Genomic DNA, 24,141 nt, shown 5'->3' on the forward strand with positions numbered 1-24,141 from the left:
CGGGGGAACGGCAGTCCAGGGCCGATCGTCACGGTTCAACGGCTTCCCGACTTGCGAGGCTCGCCCCCCTCTGCCGCTGCCGACCCTTCGCGGGAACACCGCTCCGGGCTCAGAGCCCCCGTCCACCGCGCTTGTCCGTTTCCGGGACCCCCACCATCATCGAGCTTGGTCACACGGGGGGCTGAAGGCCCGTCAAACCTCTGGGCGGAGCATCGGAGGATTGAGCACGGTGGCGCCGCCAGCCCGGAAGAGTTGCGCGGGACGCCCTCCTTGCCGCGTCGTGGTACCGCCGGACGGGACCAGGAATCCTGGGGTGCCAGTTACCTTGCGGTGAAAGTTCCGCGGGTCGAGCGCGACCCCCCACACGGCCTCGTACACCCTGCGCAGCTCCCCGACCGTGAACTCGGGCGGGCAGAAAGCAGTGGCCAGGGAGGAGTACTCGATCTTCGATCGGGCGCGCTCAACCCCGTCCGCCAGGATGCGCGCGTGGTCGAACGCCAGTGGTGTGGAGGGTTCCCCGTCCCGCCCTGCTCCGCCTTCCTGACTGAGTAGGTCCTCGACGGAGGCCCACCGTGCGCTGTTCGCGTCGCCGCCCGGTCGTGGTGCGGGCAGGTCCGGCGCCAGCACCAGGTGCGCAACGCTCACCACCCTCATCCGAGGGTCCCGCATGGGGTCACCGTAGGTGGCGAGTTGTTCGAGGTGCGCACCGTTGCCCGAGGCCGGGGAGTGTGGATCGTGAGCATAGAGGCCGGTCTCCTCGGCGAGCTCTCGGGCTGCGGCAGCGGCCAAGTCCTCCTCCCCCCGTACGAAGCCACCGGGAAGGGCCCAGCGTCCCTGGAAGGGCGGCTCTCCGCGGCGCACGACCAGTGCGCAGAGCGCATGACGTCGCACGGTGAGCACGACCAGGTCGACGGTGACTGCGAAAGGGGGGAAGGCCGACGGGTCGTAGGGAGACATGCCGTGATCATAGTCGTCTGCCTGACGATAAACAGGGCTTTCCCTGCCCGGGAGCTCTTCTTTGCTTCCGCTTCGCCGGGGCCGAAGAGGCTCGGAGGCAAACCGGATTCGCCCCTCCACGGGTGCGGGACCGCTCGCCCGAAGGTGACACGACAGGGAAGAGGTCCGGGCGACTGGGGCACGGTAGCGATCCTCATCCCTCCTTCTCCGTCCCCCGGGGCTGTTGTAGATCGTGCCGCCTCGCCCGGTCGGGGTGGTCGGCCCGAGTCGTGTCGGGACGGGAGCGGTCAGTCCTGCGCGCTGTCGTCGGTGCGGACGGTCGGCTGCGTTCCGTTCGAGGGCGCTCCGAGTGGTCCTTGGAAGCACGCCTCGGGCGCCGTCGAGAAACCGTGGTGTCCTTCGCCCTGGAGCCACCTTCAGATTCCTGCGACTCCGCCAACGAGGGGGCAGTGGCCGTGTGCTCCTCGGATGGTTTCCGTGTGGCGGTGATTCCAGCGGTTTCGACGACCACGGAGGGTCGTGCATCCGCCTGGGGTTCCGACGGGTGCAGTCTCGCTGGCTGATCCTCGTGCACGTCCGACGTCGCCCGCCCGGACACGGTGCCCGTGGCATTGCCCAGAGCGGCTGTTTCCTTGCCCTGCCCCACACGAAGGCACTGGCGGACTGTCTCCAGGTCGAGATCCTGATTGCATGCCTGTTGGAACAGCCGGGCAAGGACGTACTGCGGGTCCCTGCTGAGGGCGAGCCCGAAGGCGACCCTGGCGGCGGGCTTGTCCCCGAGGGACCACGTGGTCCAGCCGGCGAGGGTCAGCGACGGAGCGGCGTACTCCGCGTAGGGGCCCACGCATCGCCGCGACAGTGCCCGCCAGAGCCGCAGCGCAGCCCCCGCAGCAGGGCCTTCCGACCATCGGGCGACCTTGTCCCGGGTTTCCCGGTCCTGCAGCCCATGGATCAAGACGGCGGCCTCGTCCGCGGTGAGGAGGGCATCGTCCTCGCCGTCCGCCGCGTAGTGGTCGCCGGCCGGCGACTGCACCCCTGCGAGCCGCGCCATCACCTCATGGGCCAACGCCAGTGTCTCGTCCGAGATCGTCGACCGTGCGCCTCCTTCGAGCAGCCGGGTCACCATTTCTGCCCCCGCCTTGTCCAGCGCCCTGCGCTGGTCCGTCGTCGAGCCCACCGTGGGAGGCCGTAGGCGCGCTTCGAGCTCCCGCTGTGATCCACGCACCCGCACTCCTGCGTAGGCCGCGGCAGCCGCCATGACGGACGTACCCGGAACCGCCAACTCGTTTCCCTCCGGCGGGCAGCACCGATCATCGGGACAGCAGTAGGACCAGAACCGTCCGGCAGAGATGCACAGGGCTTCATAGACGGGGACGTCGAGAGCTCCGCAGGCGGTCCTCAGCAGATGGGAGAGGGGGCGCAGCCGCTCCATTGCCGCTCGGGCGCTCTCGTCCGTGGCGGGGTCCTGGCAGAGGAAGACGACGATGCCCTCGGGGCGGCGCCCGTGCCGCTCGCTGCCTTCGATCAGGCATTCCGCGAGCTGTTGGGAGACCGACGGCCATTCCAGCGGTGAGGGCGGAATGCCGAGTTGCACGCGGGCGCCGAAGCGCCCCCGGCTGCCGTGCAGGGCCACGACGACGATGGAGTCGGTCGGGTGGTACCCCAGCACGTACGGCAAGGCGTCGGCCAGCTCTGCTGCGCTGCGTAGGGTGACCTGCTGCTCATCGGTGGCCGTGGATTCGTGGTGGCTGTTCATGGCCACGACGATCCCGTGTCGCCTCCGACCTCGCGACCCCTGTGGATAACTTTATCCACAGGCCGGAGGCACCGTTCGCGCATTGTCGGTGTCGTCCTGTTGCATGGAGCCATGACCAACGCAGACCACACGGATGACAGGCGTGCCACGGACCCGGTCGAGATCGCTGACGGCGCGGGTCTGCGGGCGGAGGCCGACGCCGTCCTGGCGCGTCTCGTCTCGGACGACACGGGCCGGGCTCGGCTGCGTGACGACCAATGGCGTGCGATCGAGGCTCTCGTCGCCCAGAAGCGTCGGGCGCTGGTCGTTCAGCGGACGGGCTGGGGGAAGTCCGCGGTCTACTTCGTGGCGACCTCGTTGCTGCGTCGACGGGGCAGCGGCCCGACCGTCATCGTGTCCCCGCTGCTCGCCCTCATGCGCAACCAGGTGGAGGCGGCGGCCAAGGCGAAGATCCACGCACGGACGATCAACTCGTCGAACAGCGAGGAGTGGGCACAGATCCAGGAGGAGATCGCCGAGGGTGGTGTCGATGTGCTCCTGGTGAGCCCGGAGCGGTTGAACAACCCCGATTTCCGGGATGAGGTACTGCCCCGCCTCGCCGCCGCCACCGGCCTGCTCGTGGTCGATGAGGCCCACTGCATCTCCGACTGGGGTCACGATTTCCGCCCCGACTACCGCCGCCTTCGCACGATGTTGGCCGAGTTGCCTTCCGGTGTCCCGGTGCTGGCGACGACCGCGACGGCCAACGCCCGTGTCACGGCTGACGTCGCCGAACAGTTGGGCACGGGCGGCGCGGATGGCGAGTCCGATGCTCTGGTGCTTCGGGGCCCGTTGGACCGGGAGAGTCTCAGTCTGGGCGTGCTCCAACTACCGGATGCCGCCACCCGACTGGCCTGGCTCTCCGACCATTTGGGGGAGCTGCCTGGGTCCGGGATCATCTACACGCTCACGGTCGCGGCGGCCGAGGAGGTCACCACCAGCCTTCGGCGCAGTGGGCACGTGGTGGCCTCGTACACCGGCCGCACGGAGAACGCCGACCGCCAGCAGGCGGAGGAGGATCTCCTTGCCAATCGTGTGAAAGCGCTCGTGGCCACCTCCGCGCTGGGCATGGGCTTCGACAAGCCCGACCTGGGGTTCGTGGTCCATCTGGGCTCGCCCTCCTCGCCGATCGCCTACTACCAGCAGGTGGGGCGTGCTGGCCGCGGGGTGGAGCATGCGGAGGTGCTCCTGTTGCCGGGCAGGGAGGACGAAGCGATCTGGAAGTACTTCGCCTCGGTCGCCTTTCCGCCCGAGGAGTTGGTGCGGCGCACTCTCGACGTGCTGGCGGCTTCCGATCGCCCTCTCTCGCTGCCCGCGCTCGAACCACTCGTGGATCTGCGGCGCACCCGGTTGGAGACCATGCTGAAGGTGCTGGACGTGGACGGGGCGGTGCGGCGGGTCAAGGGCGGTTGGACCGCCACCGGCCAGCCGTGGGTCTATGAAGCCGACCGGTTCGCCCGGGTGGCGAGGCAGCGTGAGGTCGAGCAGGAGGCGATGCGGGAGTACGGGCGAACCTCGGCGTGCCGTATGGAGTTCCTCAGGCGGCAGTTGGACGACGAGGCGGCGAGGCCGTGTGGTCGCTGCGACAACTGTGCGGGCGGCAGGTTCAGCGACAAGGTTTCCGATGCGGCCCTGGAAGCCGCCCGTGGGGAGCTCAGCCGACCGGGCGTCGAGGTGGAGCCTCGGAAGATGTGGCCGACGGGTCTCGCTGCCGTCGGTGTCGGGCTCAAGGGCCGGATTCCCGCGTCCGAGCAGGCTTCCGCCGGGCGGGCACTGGGGCGCCTGTCCGACATCGGTTGGGGCAACCGGCTGAGGCCGCTGTTGGCTCCGCAGGCGACGGACGGTCCCATCCCGGACGATGTGGCACAGGCCGTCGTGACGGTCCTCGCGGACTGGGCGAGGGGGCCGGGGGGCTGGGCGTCCGGGGCCGCCGACGCTCCTGCCCGTCCGGTCGGCGTGGTGACCGTAGCTTCGCGCAGCCGCCCCGAGTTGGTCGGTTCTCTGGGCGCCCGCATCGCCGAGGTGGGTCGCCTGCCGTTGTTGGGGTCGGTTGCCTACACCCCCGAGGGGATGGAGTCCCGACCCTCGCGTACGAACAGCGCGCAGCGCGTGCGAACCTTGTACGACGCCTTCGTCGTACCGCCGGGTCTGGCGGAGGCCCTCAGCGGTGGCGGCCCGGTTCTGCTGGTCGATGATATTTCTGAATCTGGTTGGACCTTGGCTGTGGCGGCCCGGCTCCTGTTGAAGGCTGGGGCGACGGGGGTGTTTCCGCTGGTCCTAGCGGTTCAAGCGTGACATCAGAAGGACACAGGAGGGGTCACAGGCAGCTTTTGTGGGAAGGGATATGAGAGGCATACCCGTCGATTCCCGCCGCTGATGCCAAATTGCTCGTTGCCGCATCCGGACGGGCCAGGAAGAATTGGATTGCTCCCCGCACAGCCCGTTCGCGGTCTCACAGGGCTGTGTCGCGGTGCGCCCTCACCCGACCCTGCCCGCACTGTGGGCGCGTATGCGAAGGGAGGACTGTGACCTTCGGATTCGCTTCGTCCGCAGCCACCTCAATCGCCGCAAGAGCCAACTCCGCCAGCCGCCTCGCCAGGATGCTTCAACCTGGTGAATGGGCGGAAGCGGGCATCCCGCTCCTACGCAATCCCAGAGAGGTGGTCAGCGGGCTCCATGCCCGCCACCAGCCGACGTTGACGACTGCGGTCGTCGCCGTGCTCGATCCCGAGGAACGGCTCACTGCCAGCGCATCGTTCACCCGTCGTACCGCCTTGGCGGACGGTTGGGAGTTCAGAAATGCGCTGCTGGCCAATCTCCGTCGGGTGATTCCGCACGATCTACGCCGCCGCACTCCGGTGCGAACGGCCGTGCTCCTCTACTGCCGCGAGGGGGACGAGCGGTGGACCGAGGAGGACGGTGCCTGGATGTGGGGGCTCCGAGATGCATGCACCCTGCACGGTTTGCGGTGCGGTGCGTACATCACCCTGACCCGCGGCGGCTGGCAGGTGCTGGGAGAGGGGCGGGGCGGTCGACGCCCCAACTCCACTTCGTCCCCCGGTGATCTTGCCGAGGTGTCAGCAGCCGCCGAGCCGGTGGAACTGCGCACCGCCAGCGGTGCATCCGAGATGCTGCGTCGGACAGCTGCACGCTGATGTCCCCGGGCTCCATGCCCGGGGACCTCTGGACATCCACTCTGATCAAGGCTCGCATCAGGTGCGGCGCTGGACCGGCCGATGGGCTGCTGCGCTTCGCGGCGACCAGCCCTCGACGCCTCCCGGTGGCCGATTGACTTCAGTTCATCGTGGTCACGACACCCGTGCGATGACTCCGGCTCCCGCCCGGGAAGAGTGCGGGTGGCAGCCTTGTCGGCTCGCCGTCCGACCGCTGTGGCAGCAGAACGGCGAGCCGCACCGCGGGCACCGCCCTTCTGCACCAGGGCAGGAGCGCAGCCGAGCGGTTCGCAACGACAGCGTCAGACCGAGACGCCCAAGGCGCTGTTGATGCGCTGCGGATCTCCGCACACGATCAACAGTGCGCCCGCCTTGGCCAGCGCGGCCGGCAGGGTGCGGGTGGCGTCGTCGTCACTGCCGCCGTTGACGGCGACGATCACCACCGGCCTGGACAGGGCACGGTCGACCGCGGTGACATCCGCGTAGAAGACGTCGTCGCCCGCGTCGTGCTGGGCCCAGTAGGCCGCTTCGCCGAAAGACCTTTCGTGCGTGGCCCACGGGTGCTGCTGCCCCGTAGTCAACACCAGCACGTCGCCGGGAGCGCGTCCCGTGTCGAGCAGGAGGTCCACCGTTTCGTCGGCGGCGTCGAGTGCGCCATCCGCAGGGGCGGGGATCAGTTGGATCTGGGGCTGAGGGCTGTCCTCGGCGACGGCAGCGCGGGGCTGGTCTGCTGAGGGCGAGGTGCGTTGCGGCGGTGCGGGCCTGGCCACCGTGGTCCCCCGGGCACTGGGACGGGGGGATGCCGTGGAACGCGGACCGGGTACGGGACGAGGGGTCGGCGCGGTGCGGCCGGTGGCCGGAGTGACGCGGGGACCCTGGGCGCTCTCGTGAATGTGAGGCTCCTCGGGGATGAGAGGCATGGGTGGATGTCTATCAAATGCCGGTTCGAATGGCATAGGCGGGTGGGCACGAAAGTGCGGTTGGCCCGTTCGAACGGCCGGTTCAGAAGTCGAAGCCGAGCTGGCCCTCGCTCTCACCTTCCGCCGTGCCGACGGGAACCCGGACCTTCTTGAGGTGCTGCCACCGGGGCAGCGCGTCCAGATAGGCCCAGGACAGGCGGTGGTAGGGCGTGGGCCCCAGCTCTTCCAGCGCTGCCTTGTGCACGGGCGAGGGGTATCCCGCATTGGCTGCGAAGGCGAAGTCTGCGAAGTCGCCGGGCAGCTCCGCCATCATCGCGTCGCGGCGTACCTTGGCGATGACGGACGCCGCCGCCACCGCGATGCACGAGCGGTCCCCCTTGATCACCGTGCGGACCTGCCAGGGAGGGCCGAGGTAGTCGTGCTTCCCGTCGAGAATGACCGCGTCGGGGCGTACGGGGAGCGCTTCAAGGGCGCGGCAGGCCGCGAGCCGCAGGGCCGCCGTCATTCCCAGTTGGTCGATCTCTTCGGGCGAGGCGTGCCCGAGCGCGTGGGCGGTGACCCAGCTCTCCAGTTCGGCCGCGATTTCATTGCGACGCTTGGGGCTCAGCAGCTTGGAGTCGGTGAGTCCGGCAGGGGGGCGGCGCAGTCCGGTGATGGCTGCGCACACCGTGACGGGACCGGCCCACGCCCCTCGCCCGACCTCGTCGACACCAGCAATGACCTTGGCGCCGGTGGTCGCTCGGATCGAGCGCTCGACTGTGTGTGTGGGTGGTTCGTACGGCATGGCGCCAGCAAGGTTACGCCGCCCCACCCGGGGCCCGGCAACCGGATTCCCTTCTCGCTCGTATCGCCTGCGAGATCGGCAACGGTTCTCCCGCTCATCCCGCCCCGTGCGGATCAAGAACGGCGGTGTCGGATTCGTCCTCGGTGCGGGGCGGCCGACGCCGAGCGGCCCTTGCCGCGCCCACAGGAACGGCTCGGCTCAACCATTTGCTCAAGCAGAAGAATCGACGAGACCGGGGCGCCTGCTGACAAGTCGCCGCCCTCTCCGATCGAGGCCATAAAACCCTCTCGAAAAGGGCAGTATGGCTAGATGGCGGACGGGGCGCAGCGCCCGCCCTCGTCCGCCACGGGCATCGTGCATCTGTTGTGGATAGCAAAGAAGAGGAACGTCCTGTCGGACAGGATCGGGACACCTCTGTGGGCCTCACGGCGAACGTGTTCCGATGCTCGATACCGACCTGGTGGTCGTCCCGCCACCTCATGGTCTCGACTCTGTACCGACGTCGTACGCGGTGCGGTTCCTGCCGTCCTCGGCACAGACCGGTCGGCTTTCGACGCCTGGTTGCGCCAGGATCTCCCGGGCGCGGACCTGTCCCCAACTGGTCGCGTACCAGGGCCCGTCCTCGTCCTGGAGGTCGGCGGCGATCTTTTTCAGGGCGCAGGAGCGCCACGGTTCGGGCAGTTGGTCGAGAGCGGGTACGGCATCCGCGGAGAGCTGTTGGAGGTACTGGACGTCGATCTTGCCGGTGCGTTCGAAGCGCTGCACGTTGCGTTCGGCCACCAGGGCGTCGGGCGACATCAGCCCGAAGAGGAGGACGGCAGCTCCGGCGCTCGCGGCGACCGCGCGAGGCAGCCACGTCGACCCGAGCAGACCTGCCACCATGATCAAAACGATCACCAGCCCCAACCAGATCTCCATGGCAGCCACGGAGATCCGCAGTCGGGTGAGCCCGTAGGCGTCGACGTACAGGTCCATGCGCCGTAGGGCGGCCAGCACGACGACGAGGGTGAGCAGACATAGGGTTCCGAGGACACTTCGGACCAGGGCGCGGTCGCGTGGGTCTGCGCGCGGTGCCCAGCGCAGGGCGAGCGCGATCACGAGCAGCGTCAGCAGGGTCGCGCACAGGAGTTGCCAGAATCCCTGCCGGGCGTACTCGGCGTAGGTGAGTCCCGTCTCCTCCAGGACCTTGTCGTATCCCCCGAAGAGGACCGCGAGTTGCACGGCGATGAACGCTGCGAAGAGCAGGTCGAGCACGATCAACGGCAGTGCCCATTCCCACCGCGGGCGGGCCCTGCCGGAGGGCAGGGCGAGGCGGTCCCACCGCAGGGGCGCCGCAGCGGTGTGTGCGGCGGCCAGTGCGCCTGCGGTTCCGAAGAGGAGCAGGAACAGCCGCCAGGGGCCGTCCGCCACGGACACATCGGGTATCAGCGCGCCCAGGAGGTCGGCGAAGGCGGCGTCCGCGCCCGCGAAGAGCGCCCCGAACACGACCAGCAGGACGACGGCGACCGTCAGGGTGCGCACTGCCGGGCCCCACCGTCCGCGTGAGTGCCTCATGCGGTCGCGCAGCCCCTGCCGTGCCCACTCCATGCCGAGGACCAGGGAGTTCAGCAGGCCCACCGCGCCGAGGAGGATCCCGGGCCACGTACGACTTCCGTGCAGAGCCAGGGAGCCCGCGGCGAGGGCGGCGATCACGGCGAGGAAGGAGGGCCATCCGGCGTCACGTACTGCGGGTACCGCCAGGAGTGCCAGCCCGCCCAGGGCCCACACCCACGTCCAGGGCCGTGGTCTGCGGCCCGCTCTGCGTGCGGCGAAGGAGGCGGCGAGTGCTGTGGCCAGGGCGACGAGCAGCAGGTTCACCCCGAGCCCCTCGCCGAGGAGCGATGCGCAGAGCACTCCGGTGGCCAGGGCTGACCACAAGGTGGCACTCGTGGCCGTGGCCGGGGGCCGGGGGCGCACGTTCACGGCCCAGGAGACGGGCTCACTCCGGTTCCCCTTCGGGCGGCCGTGCGTGGCCCCGGGATCTATCGACTCACTCGATGGCATCGACCCGTCGCTGGTCGTCGCCGGCTCCGCTGCGTCGGCGCCGGTCTCTGCGGCTCGTGCGTCGGACACGTGTCCCCCCTCCGCTTCGGGTCGGGTGACTCGGTCAGGGAGCCCGACGACCCGCAAGACTCGTCTGCGCACGCCGTACGGGGATCAGTGGCGGTGATCGTCGTACGCAGGTACGTGACGGAAGGTTAAGCACGGGCCGTCGCAGAGTGCGCCGGCCGGGAAGCACCTGGGTCAGGACCGTGACACTTGCTCGGGGACAGTTGCTCGTCAGGCAACTTCCCTGGCAGAGCAGCCCGAATCGGCCTGGCCTGCCGCGGCGCGCTCCCCTCAGTGGGGGACGCGCGGCAGCCAGTCCGGAAGGTCCTCGGTCCGCGCACGCCATGACTCGGGTGCCTGCCCGCCGGCACCGGCTGCGACCACTCCACAGGCGATCGCACAGGTCGTGTCCATGTCGCCGCCCACCTCGGCGGTGGTCCAGAAGGCGTTTTCGAAGTCCCCCAACGACCGCGCCGCCGACCAGAGGGCGAACGGCACGGTGTCATGCGCACTGGAGCGTCGTCCGCTGCCGAGGACTGCGGCGACGGTCGTCGCGTCGTCGTAGTCGAGCATGTCGAGCGCTCTGCGCAGACCGGCGCCCACGGCGCTGCGCGGCACCAGTGCGATGACGCCTTCCAGCAGTTCCTCCGCGGTGGGCGGGCCCGTCGGAGTTGCGGCGATGGCGGCGGCGGCAGCCACGGCCATGGCGCCGACGACGGCCTCGCGGTGCTGGTGCGTGGTGTACGAGGAGATTTCGGCCTGGTGGGTGGCCTGCTCGGGATCATCCGCATACCAGGCACCGAGGGGGGCGGTCCGCATGGCTGAACCATTGCCCCAGGAGCCTTGCCCCTGGAACAGGCCCACCGCGAGTTCGCGCCAATCACCGCCCTCTCCGATGAGCCGGAGCATCCGATTGACCGTGGGACTGTAGCCGCGCTCGGCGTCGTGGTGCCGGGCAAAGGCCGCGGCGAGGGCGTCCTGATCGACCCTGCCGTGTTCCGCCAGCACGGCCACGACCGAACAGGCCATCTCGGTGTCGTCGGTCCATGCCCAGTCACCGCGCGGTACTTCACGTCGCTTCAGCAGGGGATGGTTCGATGGTACGAAGAACCGGGCGCCGAGGGCGTCCCCCACGGACAGGCCGCGCAGACTGCCCAGGGCCCGGGCGAGGCGCTGGGCGGGAGGGAGGTCAGTGATCATCTTCCGGTCACCCTATCCGCACGTTCCATAGGGTTCGGGAGTGCGCCAGCGTTCGAAGGGCCGGTCGAGGGTGTAACGCCCGTCATCCCCCAACTGAAGCACCCGCACCTCTCCATTGCGCGGATTGGAGAGGGATTCGAATTCTGCGACCGTCCAATGGAACCAACGCATGCAGAACAGCCGCATGGTCAGACCGTGCGTCACCAGGAGCACATTGGGCGGATGGTCGGGGGATTCAAAACTGCGGTGGAGGCTTTCCAGGAAAGCACCCACCCGGTCGTACACATCGGCTCCCGACTCGCCCTGGGCGAAGCGGTAGAAGAAGTGCCCGTACGTGTCGCGATAGGTCTTCTGGAGTCGGACGTCGTCCTTGTCCTGCCAGTTCCCCCAGTCCTGCTCGCGCAGTCGGGGTTCCTCCCGCACCCGGACCAGCGACGGGTCGAGGTCGAAGGCCCGGAGGGTCTCATGGGTGCGCCGGTAGGGCGAGACGTACACGCTGATCTGTTCATCGCCGAATAGACCACGGAGTCGGGAGCCCGCCTCTTCGGCCTGCGCCACTCCGGTACTCGTCAGACGCAGGGCATGATCCGGCTCGCGCTCGTACACGGTGTCGTCGGCGTTTCCTTCCGACTCACCATGCCGGACGAGGACGATGCGTCGCGGTCTTGCCATACATCGACCCTAGATCGGCGCTGGCCGAAGCGGGCGGTCGGGTGGCTCGATCCGCCCTTCATCTCGGGTGAGGTGCGGCACACCGCAAGGGATAAACCCATACAAAACCTCAACCGGCTACCCGTCCGGGCGCCACGGCAAGGTGATCACCGGCAGCCGACGGGGCATGCGCGCCGCCAGCGGGCCATCACACCGTCCAGGACGGTTCGAGTGCGACCACATCGCCGGCGAGCGCCTCGATGTCGGCCTCCGCCTGTGCCCGCAAGAGCAGTCGCTCCACGCGTTCCCTACGGTACTTTCCGTGCTCGGCGGCCGATTTCCACATCGACATCACCAAGAATTCGTGGCCCGGTGCCTCGCCGAAGAATCCCCGCACCATTCCGGGCGATCCGGCCATCGCCGGATTCCACACCTTCTCCTGCATCAACGCGTAGTGCTCGACGCGCTCCGCGCGGACCGTGCAATGAGCGACCCGAACCACGTCGACATCGGTGAAGCGCGGCTCGAAACCGGTCTTCACATCGAAGCGGTAGTCGAACAGTTTGACCTGCATGTTGTGGAAGGTCCCCGACTGCGCGGACGCCAAGCGATCGTGGGAGCGCGCCATGAAGGAGTCGTAGAACGCACGGGATTCCCAGAACGCGAATATGTGAGCGGTATGGGGTCGCACCCTGCTCCACCCACCGCTCTGCCCCCGAAACCCCGGCTCACCCAGCAGCCCCGCCCACTTCCGCTGTCCCCGCTCGAACCCACGACGGTCCACCACGGTGCAACGAATCCACTTGACCAGCACCGCGCCATCGTAAGGCCCCGGGCGCGGCCTGGGTCACTCCGCTATCGGGCAGACTCCGGTCCTTGCGAAGCACCGACCGAAACGGAACCCGCGCCTCTCCAGGCTCCTGTGCCCCCGGAACGGGCGTAGACCAGACATATCCTCGCCCTCGCCGGTGCCGAGCGGATACCGTCAACGGAACCAGAACTGCTGGAAGTTACGGGGAAGGGACATCTGTTGAGCAGCCTGAGCAAGGGCGTCCGCAAGGTCGAGGTGAGTCTTCGATGGGACCCGAGTCCGCTGGGCGAACCCGCCCACGACCTCGATCTCGTCGCCGCGACCTACTCCGTGGGCGAACCGCACGGCGACCCTGCGTACGTGGTCCACTTCGACAGCCGGTCGCCCGACGGAACGATCATCCTGACCAGGGACAGCAAAACGGGCCAGGGCTTCGGTGCTGACGAGGTCCTCACCTTGGAGTTCGACCGGCTCGCGGCGGCCTACGGGCGGGTCGTGGTGGGGGTGGTGATTCAGCAGCGCGACCGTCGGCGTGCGTTCAGCGATGTGAACAACACGGTCGTGCGGATCGCCGAAGGCCCTTCGGAGCTGTGGAAGAGCACGCTGTCCGAGGTGCCCGACGCCACTGCTGCGGTGGTCGCGGAGTTCGTTCGCGGCGAGTCGGGCACCTGGCTGTTCGAGGAGACGCTCCGTGGGTTCGACACCGACCCCCAGACGTTCGCCGGGCTGATGGGGCGGGACTGAGCCACCGGACCCCACGGAGCTCCCACCCTCTGCATGGCCGAAACCCATTGCCTGGTCTCGTGATCCCTTTTGCACTGCTCGCCGGACCAGCCCGCTGGGGCGGCCTGTCAGGAGGGGCTACCCCCAGGCGCGCCTGCTTCACCTCGGCAGTCGGGTCCAGCACGGTGGTTGGAGACGGAACGACCGACAGGGCGGCCCGACCGAAGAATCGGCCGGGCCGCCCTGGCCCGTGATCTCTACCCGCTAAGGGCGTCTCCCCCTAGGGAGCGGCGGACACGACCTAGCTGCAACCGCTGGTCGAGCCGCAGCCCTCGCAGATGTAGCAGGAACCCGCACGCTGCATCTTCGTACCGCAGGAGAAGCACAGCGGAGCGTCCGCACTGATGCCCAGCTGCATCTCCACCAGTTCGGCGGAGGTGTGCACCTGCTGCGGAGCGGGAGCGGCTGCCTGCGGCGAGGCCGCCACCGTCAGATCCTGCTGGAGCGGCGCCGACTGGGCCAACCCCTCCACGTCGAGCTCGTCCTCGGTGGGCTCGTACGAACCGGTCTCCAGGTGGCGCTGCCGCTCCTCGACCGAGTGGATCCCGAGGGCCGACCGCGTCTCGAAGGGGAGGAAGTCCAAGGCCAGCCGGCGGAAGATGTAGTCGACGATCGACTGCGCCATCCGCAGATCCGGGTCGTCCGTCATGCCCGCGGGCTCGAAGCGCATGTTGGTGAACTTCGAGACGTACGTTTCGAGCGGAACGCCGTACTGGAGGCCGACGGAGACGGCGATCGAGAAGGCGTCCATCATGCCCGCGAGGGTCGAGCCCTGCTTGGACATCTTCAGGAAGACCTCGCCCAGACCGTCGTCCGGGTAGGAGTTCGCCGTCATATAGCCCTCGGCTCCACCGACCGTGAACGAGGTCGTGATGCCGGGACGGCCCTTGGGAAGCCGCTTGCGGACCGGACGGTACTCGACGACCTTCTCCACCGCGGACCGAATCGTCTCGTCGGTCTTCTTGGTGATGTCGGTGACCTCGGCCTTCTCCTTCTCCTTGGTCTTCGCGGAGAGGGGCTGACCGACCTTGCAGTTGTCGCGGTAGATGGCGAGCGCCTTGACACCCATCTTCCACGCCTCGAAGTAGATCTCCTCGACCTCTTCGACGGTGGCCGACTCGGGCATGTTCACCGTCTTGGACAGTGCGCCCGAGATCCACGGCTGGATCGCGGCCATCATGCGGACATGGCCCATCGCCGAGATGGAACGCTCGCCCATGGCGCAGTCGAACACCTCGTAGTGCTCGGTCTTGAGCGCCGGGGCGTCGACCACATTGCCGTTCTCGGCGATGTGAGCGACGATCGCCTCGATCTGCTCGGGCTGGTAGCCGAGACGCCGCAGGGCCTGCGGAACCGTGCCGTTGACGATCTGCATCGAGCCGCCGCCGACGAGCTTCTTGAACTTGACCAGCGCGAGATCGGGCTCCAGGCCGGTCGTGTCGCACGACATCGCGAGACCGATGGTGCCGGTGGGTGCGATGACGGACGCCTGCGCGTTGCGGAAACCGTTCCGCTCGCCGACGCGGATCACGTCCTGCCACGCCTCGGTGGCAGCGGCCCAGATCGGGGTGTCCAGGTCGTCCACGCGAATCGCCTTGCCGTTGGCGTCGGCGTGCTGCTGCATGACCTGCTTGTGCGGTGCCGCGTTCCTGGCGTACCCGTCATACGGGCCGACCACTGCAGCGAGCTCCGCGGAGCGCCGGTAGGAGGTGCCCGTCATCAGGGAGGTGATGGCGCCGGCGAGGGCTCGGCCGCCGTCGCTGTCGTAGGCGTGGCCGGTGGCCATCAGGAGCGCGCCGAGGTTGGCGTAGCCGATGCCCAGCTGACGGAAGGCGCGGGTGTTCTCGCCGATCTTCTGGGTGGGGAAGTCCGCAAAGCAGATCGAGATGTCCATCGCGGTGATGACCAGCTCGACCACCTGGGCGAAGCGCTCGATCTCGAAGGACTGGTGGCCCTCGCCGTCATCCTTGAGGAACTTCATCAGGTTCAGCGAAGCGAGGTTGCAGGACGTGTTGTCCAGGTGCATGTACTCGCTGCACGGGTTCGAGCCGTTGATGCGACCGGACTCGGGGCAGGTGTGCCAACGGTTGATCGTGTCGTCGTACTGGATGCCGGGGTCGGCGCAGGCCCACGCGGCCTCGGCCATCTTGCGGAAGAGGTCCTTGGCGTCGACCTCCTCGATGACGTCACCGGTCATCCGGGCCCGCAGACCGAACTTGCCGCCCGCCTCGACGGCCTTCATGAACTCGTCGTTCACGCGGACCGAGTTGTTGGCGTTCTGGTACTGGACGGACGTGATGTCGTCGCCGCCCAGGTCCATGTCGAAGCCCGCGTCCCGCAGGGCGCGGATCTTCTCCTCTTCCTTGACCTTGGTCTCGATGAAGCTCTCGATGTCGGGGTGGTCGACGTCGAGAATGACCATCTTGGCGGCGCGACGGGTCGCCCCGCCCGACTTGATCGTTCCGGCGGAAGCGTCAGCTCCGCGCATGAAGGAGACCGGTCCGGAGGCATTGCCACCGGAGGAGAGCAGTTCCTTGGAGGAACGGATGCGGGACAGGTTCAGACCGGCTCCCGAGCCGCCCTTGAAGATCATGCCCTCTTCCTTGTACCAGTCGAGGATGGACTCCATGGAGTCGTCGACGGACAAGATGAAACAGGCCGAGACCTGCTGCGGCTGGGGCGTTCCGACGTTGAACCAGACCGGCGAGTTGAAGCTGAAGATCTGGTGCAGGAGGGCGTAGGCCAACTCGTGCTCGAAGATCTCGGCGTCCGCGGGCGAGGCGAAGTACTTGTGGTCCTCGCCCCCCTTGCGGTACGTCTTCACGATCCGGTCGATCAGCTGCTTGAGGCTGGTTTCGCGCTGCGGGGTACCGACCGCCCCGCGGAAGTACTTGCTGGTGACGATGTTGACCGCGTTCACCGACCAGAAGTCGGGGAACTCGACGCCACGCTGCTCAAAGTTGACCGAGCCGTCGCGCCAGTTGGTCATGACGACGTCACGCCGCTCCCAGACCACCTCGTCGTACGGGTGCACGCCGGGAGTGGTGTGGATGCGCTCGATACGGAGTCCCTTGGTCGCCTTGGCTCCCTTGGTACGGGACCCTCGTGCCGGACCGCTCGCCGTCTCTGTCATGCCGCCTCCCATATACGGGCAAAAACGCCCTGAAGTGCCCAGATCTTCCCGTGGGCACGGTCTGTGTCTGATGTCTCGGGCGCAGCACGGCGCCCGGGACAGATCTTGTTGCCGCCCCGCGTCCGGCCGAGGACGTCGACCGGCGGGGCCGAGCGGTGTCGCTCGACGTCGCCTAGTCGGTGGCGGCTACGGGCACGGGGACCTCAAGGGTCTCTCCGGGCCCGCCCACATCTGCCGGCGGCCTGTTGACGCGGAGTTCCGCGATGGCCGCCTCAAAGTCTTCGAGTGAATCGAACGCCCGGTAGACGGACGCGAAGCGGAGGTAGGCCACGAGGTCGAGCTCCTGCAACGGACCGAGTATGGCCAGCCCCACGTCGTGGGTGGTGAGCTCCGCGCTGCCGGTGGCGCGCACCGCTTCCTCGACCCGTTGGCCGAGCTGGGCGAGTGCGTCCTCGGTGACCGGCCGCCCCTGGCACGCCTTGCGCACCCCGGAGATGACCTTGGTACGACTGAAGGGCTCGGTGACGCCGCTGCGCTTGATCACCATCAACGAGGCCGTCTCCACCGTGGTGAATCGGCGGGCGCAGTCCGGGCACTGCCGGCGGCGCCGGATCGACGTTCCGTCGTCGGTGGTACGGCTGTCGACGACACGGCTGTCGGGGTGCCTGCAGAAGGGGCAGTGCATGGTTCCCAACCCTCCTTCATGGCACGACTGACAAGCCTCAACAGGCCCGTGAGGACCTCCGAAGCAAGCCCAAGCATAGGCGATGGCCGCAGTCTTGAAAGACCAGGGACCACAACTTCTGGGCTGCGCACACAATCCAACCACTAGATCTGGGGTTTGGCCGTGTTTCCCGCACCATCGCGTGTCGCATGACACCACCGGATCGCGGACGGCGTACGGGCGGTGACAGCACGCCATCGGAGGCCGAACCCCGGTCTCCCTGGCGGACGCGCGGGGCTCCGCCCGCAACCCGTCCGCCCGAGAACCGACGACGAGCGTACGGGACACGCCTGGCCGTCAGGGCTTCGGGTCCTGCTCCCCGGAATCCGGATCCACCGGTGCCAAACTGTCACCCGACGCCCCTGGGCGCGACGCAAGGAGGCTAACGTGGAGGCAAGGCAATTCGCGGCGGGCGGAGATTCACCTCTTGGTCCCGACTCGACGCCCCCATAGCCGGCCGGACTGTTTCACCCGAGTCACCGACTTCAGCGACTTGGCCGACTTCGCTGACTTCGCCGGGAATAGAGCGGCGGCGGAAGTCGACTTCCCCGCCTTGCCGCCCTTCGGGGTGAACCGTTCGCACATACACCCAACCCCATGTCCACGTAAGCGAATCTACGATTTTTCACTCGAACGTGTGTTTGGCGCAACCTTTCGAAAGCAACTACCGTTGTCCAGCTAGGGAGACCATTCGAGAGGGGCCGACGTGACCACCACCGCAGACGCAGCCACCATTACTGCCCAAGACCGCTCCCAGAATCGATTCGAGCCGGTACACACCATGAATGATGCAGCCACGACCCCCGATGGGGCGGAGCCTTCGCGGCCCGCACGTTCGCTGCCCGGCCGACCTCCAGGGATCAGGGCGGACAGTTCCGGACTCACGGATCGACAGCGGCGTGTCATCGAGGTGATCCGCGACTCCGTGCAACGGCGCGGCTACCCACCGTCGATGCGTGAAATCGGGCAGGCCGTAGGGCTGTCGAGCACTTCTTCCGTAGCCCATCAGCTGATGGCGCTGGAGCGGAAGGGATTCCTTCGCCGAGACCCTCACCGGCCGCGAGCCTATGAGGTGAGGGGGTCCGACCAGCCGAGCACCCAGGCCACGGACACCACGGGCAAGCCGGCCGCCTCGTACGTTCCGCTCGTCGGGCGTATTGCGGCCGGCGGTCCGATCCTCGCCGAGGAATCGGTGGAGGACGTCTTTCCGCTCCCCCGACAGTTGGTCGGCGACGGCGAGCTCTTCGTGTTGAAGGTCGTCGGAGACTCCATGATCGAGGCCGCCATCTGTGATGGTGACTGGGTCACCGTGCGTCGTCAGCCCGTCGCTGAAAACGGCGACATCGTGGCTGCCATGCTGGACGGAGAGGCCACGGTCAAACGCTTCAAGCGGGAGAACGGGCACGTGTGGCTCCTCCCCCACAATGCCGCGTACCAGCCGATTCCCGGTGACGACGCCACCATCCTCGGCAAGGTCGTGGCGGTACTGCGGCGGGTGTGAGCCTCCGCCCCTGACCGGGCCCCGAGACCCACTGCGCCTGGTCTCGGGGCCTGCCACATCGGCAGGTCTCCTCAGCAATCAGCGGGACCCATGGGAAACCATGGGTCCCGCTGTTTTCTATGCGCCGTCCGCCTGGGCGAGGGAATCGATCGCCGCCAACGAGCGTCGCACCTGATTGCGGTCCGTCGTGTACCAGAAGTCCGGAAGGGACGCCCGGAGGAAGCTTCCGTATCGAGCATTGGCAAGCCGCGGATCCAGCACGGCCACGACACCCCGGTCACCCGTGGCCCGCACGAGACGACCGGCGCCCTGTGCCATCAGCAGGGCGGCGTGAGTCGCTGCGACGGCCATGAACCCGTTGCCGCCCGATTGCTCCACGGCCTTCTGTCGGGCGCTCATCAGCGGATCGTCAGGACGGGGAAATGGAATCCGATCCATGATCACCAGCTGGCAACTGGGCCCCGGGACATCCACGCCCTGCCAGAGGGACAAGGTGCCGAAGAGACAGGTTCGGGAATCCGCGGCGAAGGACTTGATCAACTCGCCCAGTGTTTCCTCGCCCTGGAGCAAAATCGGGTGGTCAAGCCTGCCGCGCAGTTCCTCAGCGGCGGCCTGTGCGGCCCGCATAGACGAGAAGAGTCCCAGCGTGCGACCGCCAGCGGCCTCCACCAGTTCAGCCAACTCGTCCATCATGTCCGTACGGGAACCCTCGCGGCCCGGTGTCGTCAGATGGCGCGCGACATAGAGAATCCCCTGCTTCGGATAGTCGAACGGCGAACCGACGTCGAGCCCTTTCCACGGCGGAACGTCCTCGCCTTCGATCCCCTCCGGAGAGAGCCCCATGGATGCGCCGACACCGTTGAAATCGCCACCGAGTTTCAAGGTCGCGGAGGTCAGCACCACGGAACGCTCATGGAACAACTTCTCGCGCAGCAGACCCGACACGTTCATCGGGGCCACCCGCAACGAAGCTCCGAAGCGATCATGACGTTCGTACCAGACCACGTCATATTCGGAAGCCTGTGTGATGCGCTCCGCGACGTCGTGGATGTTCTCGACGGAGGCGAGTGCCTGCTTGCGTACGGCATCCTCGTCCTGCACCGACTTGTCCCGGGTGGAGCCGAGCCCCGAAATGACCGTACGCGCAGCGTCCCGCAGCGCGAGGAGGGCATAGCTGAGGTCCTCGGGGATCTCTTCCAGCCGCCCCGGCAACGCGAGCTCCATCAAGCGCTCGAAGCCTTCGGCCGCCGTTTGCAGTGAGTCCGCGGACTTCTCGTTCACCAGCCTGGCAGCCCGCCGCACGGCACGGTTCACCTGCCCGGGGGTCAACTCCCCCGTTGCGGCTCCGGTGACACGGGAGACCAGTTCGTGCGCCTCATCGATCACCAGGACCTCGTGCGGCGGAAGGACGGGCGCGCCCTCGATGGCGTCGATGGCCAACAGCGCGTGGTTCGTCACCACCACATCGGCGAGCTTGGCCCGCTCCCGGGCCATCTCGGCAAAGCACTCGGCTCCGTACGCACACTTGGACGCACCCAGGCACTCACGGGACGAGACGGACACCTGGGACCAGGCACGATCGGAGATTCCGGGTGTCAGCGCATCCCGGTCACCGGTCTCCGTCTCGTCCGCCCAGTCCCTCAGCCGCAGGAGGTCCTGACCGAGCTTGCTGGTCGGTGTCGCTGCCTCGAAGGGGTCGAAGAGCCCTTCCTCCTCTTCCTGTGGCACACCCTCGTGGAGGCGATGGAGGCAGAGGTAGTTGGAGCGGCCCTTGAGCATCGCGAATTCCGGTCGCCGGCGCAGCAGTGGGTGCAGGGCGTCCACCGTGCGGGGGAGGTCGCGCTCGACGAGCTGGCGTTGGAGGGCGAGCGTGGCCGTCGCGATGACGACGCGTTCCCCGTGGGCCACGGCGGGGACCAGATAGCCCAACGACTTTCCGGTGCCGGTGCCCGCCTGTACGAGGAGGTGGGAACCGTCGTCGACGGCTTCGGCCACGGCTTCGGCCATGGCGACCTGGCCGGGCCTCTCCACACCGCCGACGGCGGTGACGGCGGCATGGAGTAGTTCGGGGAGGGATGGCTTCGTCATAGGCCGACCACCCTAAGGCTCGGGACTGACATTCAGATCCGATCCCGCCAGGTTGCACCGTCGCGGGTGGTCCGCGACTCCCCCGGCGGAGAGTGAAGGCTCGGGACCGTCCCAGTGGCGGCGCGGACCGGTCACGGTCACGGTCACGGTCACGGTCACGGTCACGGTCACGGTCACGGTCACGGGGTGAACGCGCGTCTCGATGTCAGGGAACCGATGTGGCCCGAGCGGTGTATGTAAGGCAGCGAGTGCTTCACAGCTGGTGCCGATGCCCGCGATCGCGGATCAGCAGAGCGGCTCGCTTGTCCGGGAGGTCGATCTCCGACGAGTAGCGGAAACCCGCCGCCAGGAAGGCTGCGAGCGAGGGGGTGTTGCGTATGTCAGGTTCGGCAAGAACCCGCCGACAGCGTGGACGGTGGTCGAGCACGAGATCGGCCACGGCTCGGATGAGGAGGGATCCCAGACCATGTCCCCGGTCGGAACCATCGCCGATCAAGACATGGATACCGGTGTCATGGGGGCACGCGGGATAGTGGCGCGCGAGCGGATCGAGATCGGCTCGGTAGAGCTCGAAGTAGCTCATTTCCCTGCCGTCGAGTACTCCGAGGCAGGGGACGCTGCGCCCGTCGCCGTCCAGTTGCCGACGCAGGTGAGCGAGGGTGACGGCCGGGGCCCCGGCCAGCTCCCAGTACTCGAACACGGCGGGGTCGTTCATCCACCGGCTGATGCGGCGCACATCCCGTGCGACAGAGACAGGGGCGAGATGGAATCGGCCGGCCGGGGTGTCGGTGGCGGTCCAGCCGGCGGGATCGTCCAAGGGGTGACCCGGCCCGGCGGAGGAGGACGGAGCGTCCCTCGATAGGGGCTGGCAGGGAACGGAAGGTGATCTGGAGGAGGCTCCTCGGGTGTCGGTCCGTGCAGCGCGAGGGCCGGACTCTACGACGCCGGCATCGGAGTACCGCACCGTGGGCCCGCTCATGCGCCACCCTCAGCGAGCGCCACCACCCGTGTGCGACCGGCTGTTCGCGTCGGCGAGGGCGCTCGGTCGGGCTGTGTGTCCGTGGTGGGCGGATCCCTGTGCGTTTCCTCGGCTGGCGTATCCCGCTGATCGATCGACCTCCGGTGCTCCTCGGTGATCGGTGCGTGGGTGGGGTGCGGTAACACGGCGTGGGTGACCTCAGCGATGGAGGGGATTGGCGATGGTGACGTAAACGGATTGGGTGTCGACGGGACCAAGGAGTTCGTCCAATCCATGGAGGCGAGTGAGCAGGTTGGCCTTGGTACGGAGGGTCGGTGTCTCCAGCAGCAGGGCGGTCAGGGGGGAACCAAGAGCCCGGGTGGAGACGAGGAACTGTCGGAAGGCAGCGAGCAGCACGGGTTCGGCGACCAGACCTTGTGACCCGAAGGCACCAATGAGGCCGAAGACGTTGTTGACCGCCAGGTAGTAGGCGAATCGTTCGTTGGCTACGTCGTCCGGGACGAAGGTGTCGCTCACGCTTCCGACCCCGGACAGGCGCCGGTTCAACTCCTCGCGGCGCGACTCCCGGAAGTAGTAGCCCTGGTTGTCCCGGTACCGTCCGCCGATGGGCCAGCCATCGACGTCAAGGATCACCAGGGTGTTCTGCTGGTGTGCTTCGAGCGCGACACCGGCCACGGCATCGAGCCAGAGCACCGGGCGTACCACGTGGTCGAGGTAGCGCAGGAACCACTCGGCTGCAACGGCGCTCGGTGGGCGGCCCGTACTGGACGCCAGCCGGTCGACGACGTTGCTGAGGCGGGAGTGCATCCCCGCACGGTCGGGCCAGGGACGTGGAGCCACCAGAGCGGCGACACAGAGGGCGTCGTCGTACGGGCCGAAAGGGTTGTGGCGGAGCACGACGTTGAGCCCGGGCACGGGTTCCGGGTGGTGGCTCTGTGTATGGACGGTGTCGACGGCCAACCATGCGGGGTCGCGCACGATGTCGAAGCCCGGGTGGGCGGCTTGCCATTGGCCAGCGAGGCCCGTACGCAGCAACCGGTGGACCTCGACGCCTCGGTGGAGTTCCTTGCGGAGGTTCTCACGCCGGGAGTTGGTGATGCGCACACCCAGTGACAGCTTGAGCATGGCTGGTGAGCCGGGCCTGTGCACGGTTCGGAGGGAGGACGTCGGATGCCAGGGGGCACCGTGGGGTCCCAGGTCGTGGAGGAGGCCGGAGTCGAACAGGGCTGCGACGGTGGGACGGTGGCGCAGTTCGTGTGCCTGCCAGGGATGGAGCGGGAGGGGGACGGTGTGCTGCGGGTAGCGGAGGTCCCCGCAGAGTCGAGTGATGAGTTGGTCGGCGGGCAGGGCTCGTCCCTGTTCCGTCCAGGCGGATTCGCTGGCGAGGACGGAGAGGTCGACGGCGAGCCAGTGGAGGGGGAAGGAGCCGTAGGCCTCGGGCGAGTAGAGGGGCACTTCGCTCGCGGTGAATCCCTCTCGGCTCTTGGGTGTCGGATGGAGGGGGTGTCCGAGGAGTAGGGATTGCTCTGCGGTCAGGAAGCGGTCGGCCTGGGGGGCGGGTTCGGGGTGGAGGCGTCGAGCGGCGATGAAGGAGGTGGTGTGGCGGACGGAGTCATGGACCTGACCTGCGAGTTCTGCGCCGTCGGTCTCGGCGTCCGCAGGTGCTTCTCGGCTCAGCAGGCAGGCCACCGTGACGGCGTCGACTCGGGGGGCACCGTCCGGCGCGCCCTCCCATGCGGGAGGGTCGAACCGGTGCCAGCCGGTGGACGACCAGTAGCGAACGGGTACGAGCAGTGCCGTGCCGCTGGCTGGCAGGGCGATCCGCAGGGTTGCTCCGTCCGGTCCGCAGGGTCCGGTGTCGGGTCCGCAGGGTCCGGTGTCGGGTCCGCAGGGTCCGGTGTCGGGTCCGGCGGATCTATCTGTTCTGGGTTCGGCGAGGGACTGTTCGCGTACCCAGCAGCGCAGGAGGTTCTCCACGGCAGCGGCATCTGCGGCACGGTAGGCGTCAGGATGGTCAAGGGGGTCGGTAGACCGCACCGTGACCTGGGGTTCGCGTGGATCACTGCCCGTCCAATCCACGGAGGGAGCGTCTTCGGAGTCAATCACCCTTCGGGAAGTTGCCAGGGAAGACGCGTCGGGTGAGTACTGGTCGTGGCGTCCGCGGGAGTGCTGCTGCGGAACCCTGGGCGACTCTGGAAGGCGCGGGTTGGCCTGTTCTGCTCTGGCTTGGTCACGTACCCCGGGGATCTCGGGTAGATGGTCGCTATTCGCTGGGGTGGACGGTTTCACGGTGCCTCCTCAGGGTCTGTTTACGGCGGGTTGCCCCACCCGGGGCCTGGCCCTGGTGTATAGGGCCGACGCCCTCGTACCTTCCCTCGGAGACAAACGACGGGGGCGTTCGGTAATCACGGGCGGGGCGAAGATCCTTGTCGGCTCGGAACCGCAGATGACTCCTTCGCCGTCCCCATCGGCACCGGCTCAGTGGGGGCCACGTGCCGCAAAGGACGGGGCCTTGTAAGGTTCGCGGCGGTTCCGGGCATTTCATCGGTCCGCC

Annotated in this window: 16 protein-coding genes and 1 pseudogene; 4 read left to right on the plus strand and 13 right to left on the minus strand. The window is 67.9% G+C overall.

Annotated features, from left to right (window positions below; translation table 11 throughout):
- Window positions 1-192: 192 nt before the first annotated feature.
- Complete coding sequence (locus ABZ348_RS13675; RefSeq protein WP_358932517.1) at window positions 193-957, minus strand: NUDIX domain-containing protein; 765 nt, start codon at window positions 955-957, stop codon at window positions 193-195.
- Between the two features lie 193 nt (window positions 958-1,150).
- Window positions 1,151-2,713 carry a DUF4192 family protein gene (locus tag ABZ348_RS13680; protein ID WP_358932519.1) on the minus strand — a complete coding sequence of 521 codons (1,563 nt, stop codon included), beginning with the start codon at window positions 2,711-2,713 and terminating at the stop codon, window positions 1,151-1,153.
- Between the two features lie 111 nt (window positions 2,714-2,824).
- On the opposite strand from ABZ348_RS13680, the gene ABZ348_RS13685 reads away from it, so the two are divergent.
- Both ABZ348_RS13685 and ABZ348_RS13690 read left to right on the plus strand, forming a co-directional pair.
- Complete coding sequence (locus ABZ348_RS13685) at window positions 2,825-5,047, plus strand: RecQ family ATP-dependent DNA helicase (RefSeq protein WP_358932521.1); 2,223 nt, start codon at window positions 2,825-2,827, stop codon at window positions 5,045-5,047.
- Between the two features lie 230 nt (window positions 5,048-5,277).
- Window positions 5,278-5,907: a hypothetical protein gene (locus ABZ348_RS13690; protein WP_358932523.1), complete on the plus strand. Its 630-nt coding sequence runs from the start codon at window positions 5,278-5,280 to the stop codon at window positions 5,905-5,907.
- 320 nt (window positions 5,908-6,227) lie between these two features.
- Here the strand turns inward: ABZ348_RS13690 and ABZ348_RS13695 are convergent, their stop codons facing one another.
- The 6 genes from ABZ348_RS13695 to ABZ348_RS13720 form a co-directional block, all read right to left on the minus strand.
- Entirely contained in the window at window positions 6,228-6,845 is a 618-nt protein-coding gene (locus tag ABZ348_RS13695) for a hypothetical protein (RefSeq protein WP_358932525.1), read from the minus strand.
- 82 nt (window positions 6,846-6,927) lie between these two features.
- Window positions 6,928-7,629: a ribonuclease HII gene (locus ABZ348_RS13700; protein WP_358932527.1), complete on the minus strand. Its 702-nt coding sequence runs from the start codon at window positions 7,627-7,629 to the stop codon at window positions 6,928-6,930.
- Window positions 7,630-8,106: 477 nt separating this feature from the next.
- A complete protein-coding gene (locus ABZ348_RS13705) occupies window positions 8,107-9,741 on the minus strand; it encodes a DUF4173 domain-containing protein (protein ID WP_358932529.1) in 1,635 nt (544 codons plus the stop codon).
- 267 nt (window positions 9,742-10,008) lie between these two features.
- Window positions 10,009-10,917, minus strand: a complete 909-nt coding sequence (locus ABZ348_RS13710; RefSeq protein WP_358932531.1) for an ADP-ribosylglycohydrolase family protein — start codon at window positions 10,915-10,917, stop codon at window positions 10,009-10,011.
- A 12-nt stretch (window positions 10,918-10,929) separates the two neighbouring features.
- On the minus strand, window positions 10,930-11,589 hold the full coding sequence (locus tag ABZ348_RS13715) for a histidine phosphatase family protein (RefSeq protein WP_358932533.1): 660 nt from the start codon (window positions 11,587-11,589) through the stop codon (window positions 10,930-10,932).
- Window positions 11,590-11,776: 187 nt separating this feature from the next.
- Window positions 11,777-12,382: a YdbC family protein gene (locus ABZ348_RS13720; protein WP_358932535.1), complete on the minus strand. Its 606-nt coding sequence runs from the start codon at window positions 12,380-12,382 to the stop codon at window positions 11,777-11,779.
- 216 nt (window positions 12,383-12,598) lie between these two features.
- Here ABZ348_RS13720 and ABZ348_RS13725 point away from each other — a divergent pair, with 216 nt between their 5' ends.
- Window positions 12,599-13,123, plus strand: a complete 525-nt coding sequence (locus ABZ348_RS13725) for a TerD family protein (RefSeq protein WP_358932537.1) — start codon at window positions 12,599-12,601, stop codon at window positions 13,121-13,123.
- A 280-nt stretch (window positions 13,124-13,403) separates the two neighbouring features.
- On the opposite strand, the gene ABZ348_RS13730 is transcribed toward ABZ348_RS13725, so the two are convergent.
- Both ABZ348_RS13730 and nrdR read right to left on the minus strand, forming a co-directional pair.
- Complete coding sequence (locus ABZ348_RS13730) at window positions 13,404-16,295, minus strand: vitamin B12-dependent ribonucleotide reductase (RefSeq protein WP_358932539.1); 2,892 nt, start codon at window positions 16,293-16,295, stop codon at window positions 13,404-13,406.
- A 172-nt stretch (window positions 16,296-16,467) separates the two neighbouring features.
- A complete protein-coding gene (nrdR, locus tag ABZ348_RS13735; protein ID WP_358932541.1) occupies window positions 16,468-16,980 on the minus strand; it encodes a transcriptional regulator NrdR in 513 nt (170 codons plus the stop codon).
- A 745-nt stretch (window positions 16,981-17,725) separates the two neighbouring features.
- On the opposite strand from nrdR, the gene lexA reads away from it, so the two are divergent.
- Window positions 17,726-18,520: a transcriptional repressor LexA gene (gene lexA, locus ABZ348_RS13740; RefSeq protein WP_358932543.1), complete on the plus strand. Its 795-nt coding sequence runs from the start codon at window positions 17,726-17,728 to the stop codon at window positions 18,518-18,520.
- A 117-nt stretch (window positions 18,521-18,637) separates the two neighbouring features.
- Here lexA and ABZ348_RS13745 read toward each other — a convergent pair whose 3' ends face one another.
- From ABZ348_RS13745 to ABZ348_RS13755, 3 genes and pseudogenes are all read right to left on the minus strand, one after another.
- Window positions 18,638-20,608, minus strand: coding sequence for an ATP-dependent DNA helicase (locus ABZ348_RS13745; protein ID WP_358932545.1), 1,971 nt, complete (start codon window positions 20,606-20,608; stop codon window positions 18,638-18,640).
- 253 nt (window positions 20,609-20,861) lie between these two features.
- Window positions 20,862-21,392: pseudogene (locus ABZ348_RS13750) on the minus strand (GNAT family N-acetyltransferase); the annotation flags it as partial.
- Window positions 21,393-21,785: 393 nt separating this feature from the next.
- Window positions 21,786-23,666 carry an IucA/IucC family protein gene (locus tag ABZ348_RS13755; RefSeq protein WP_358932618.1) on the minus strand — a complete coding sequence of 627 codons (1,881 nt, stop codon included), beginning with the start codon at window positions 23,664-23,666 and terminating at the stop codon, window positions 21,786-21,788.
- Between the last annotated feature and the right edge of the window lie 475 nt (window positions 23,667-24,141).

It is taken from the genome of Streptomyces sp. NPDC005963 (genome assembly GCF_040638655.1).
Classification (GTDB): Bacteria; Actinomycetota; Actinomycetes; order Streptomycetales; family Streptomycetaceae; genus Streptomyces.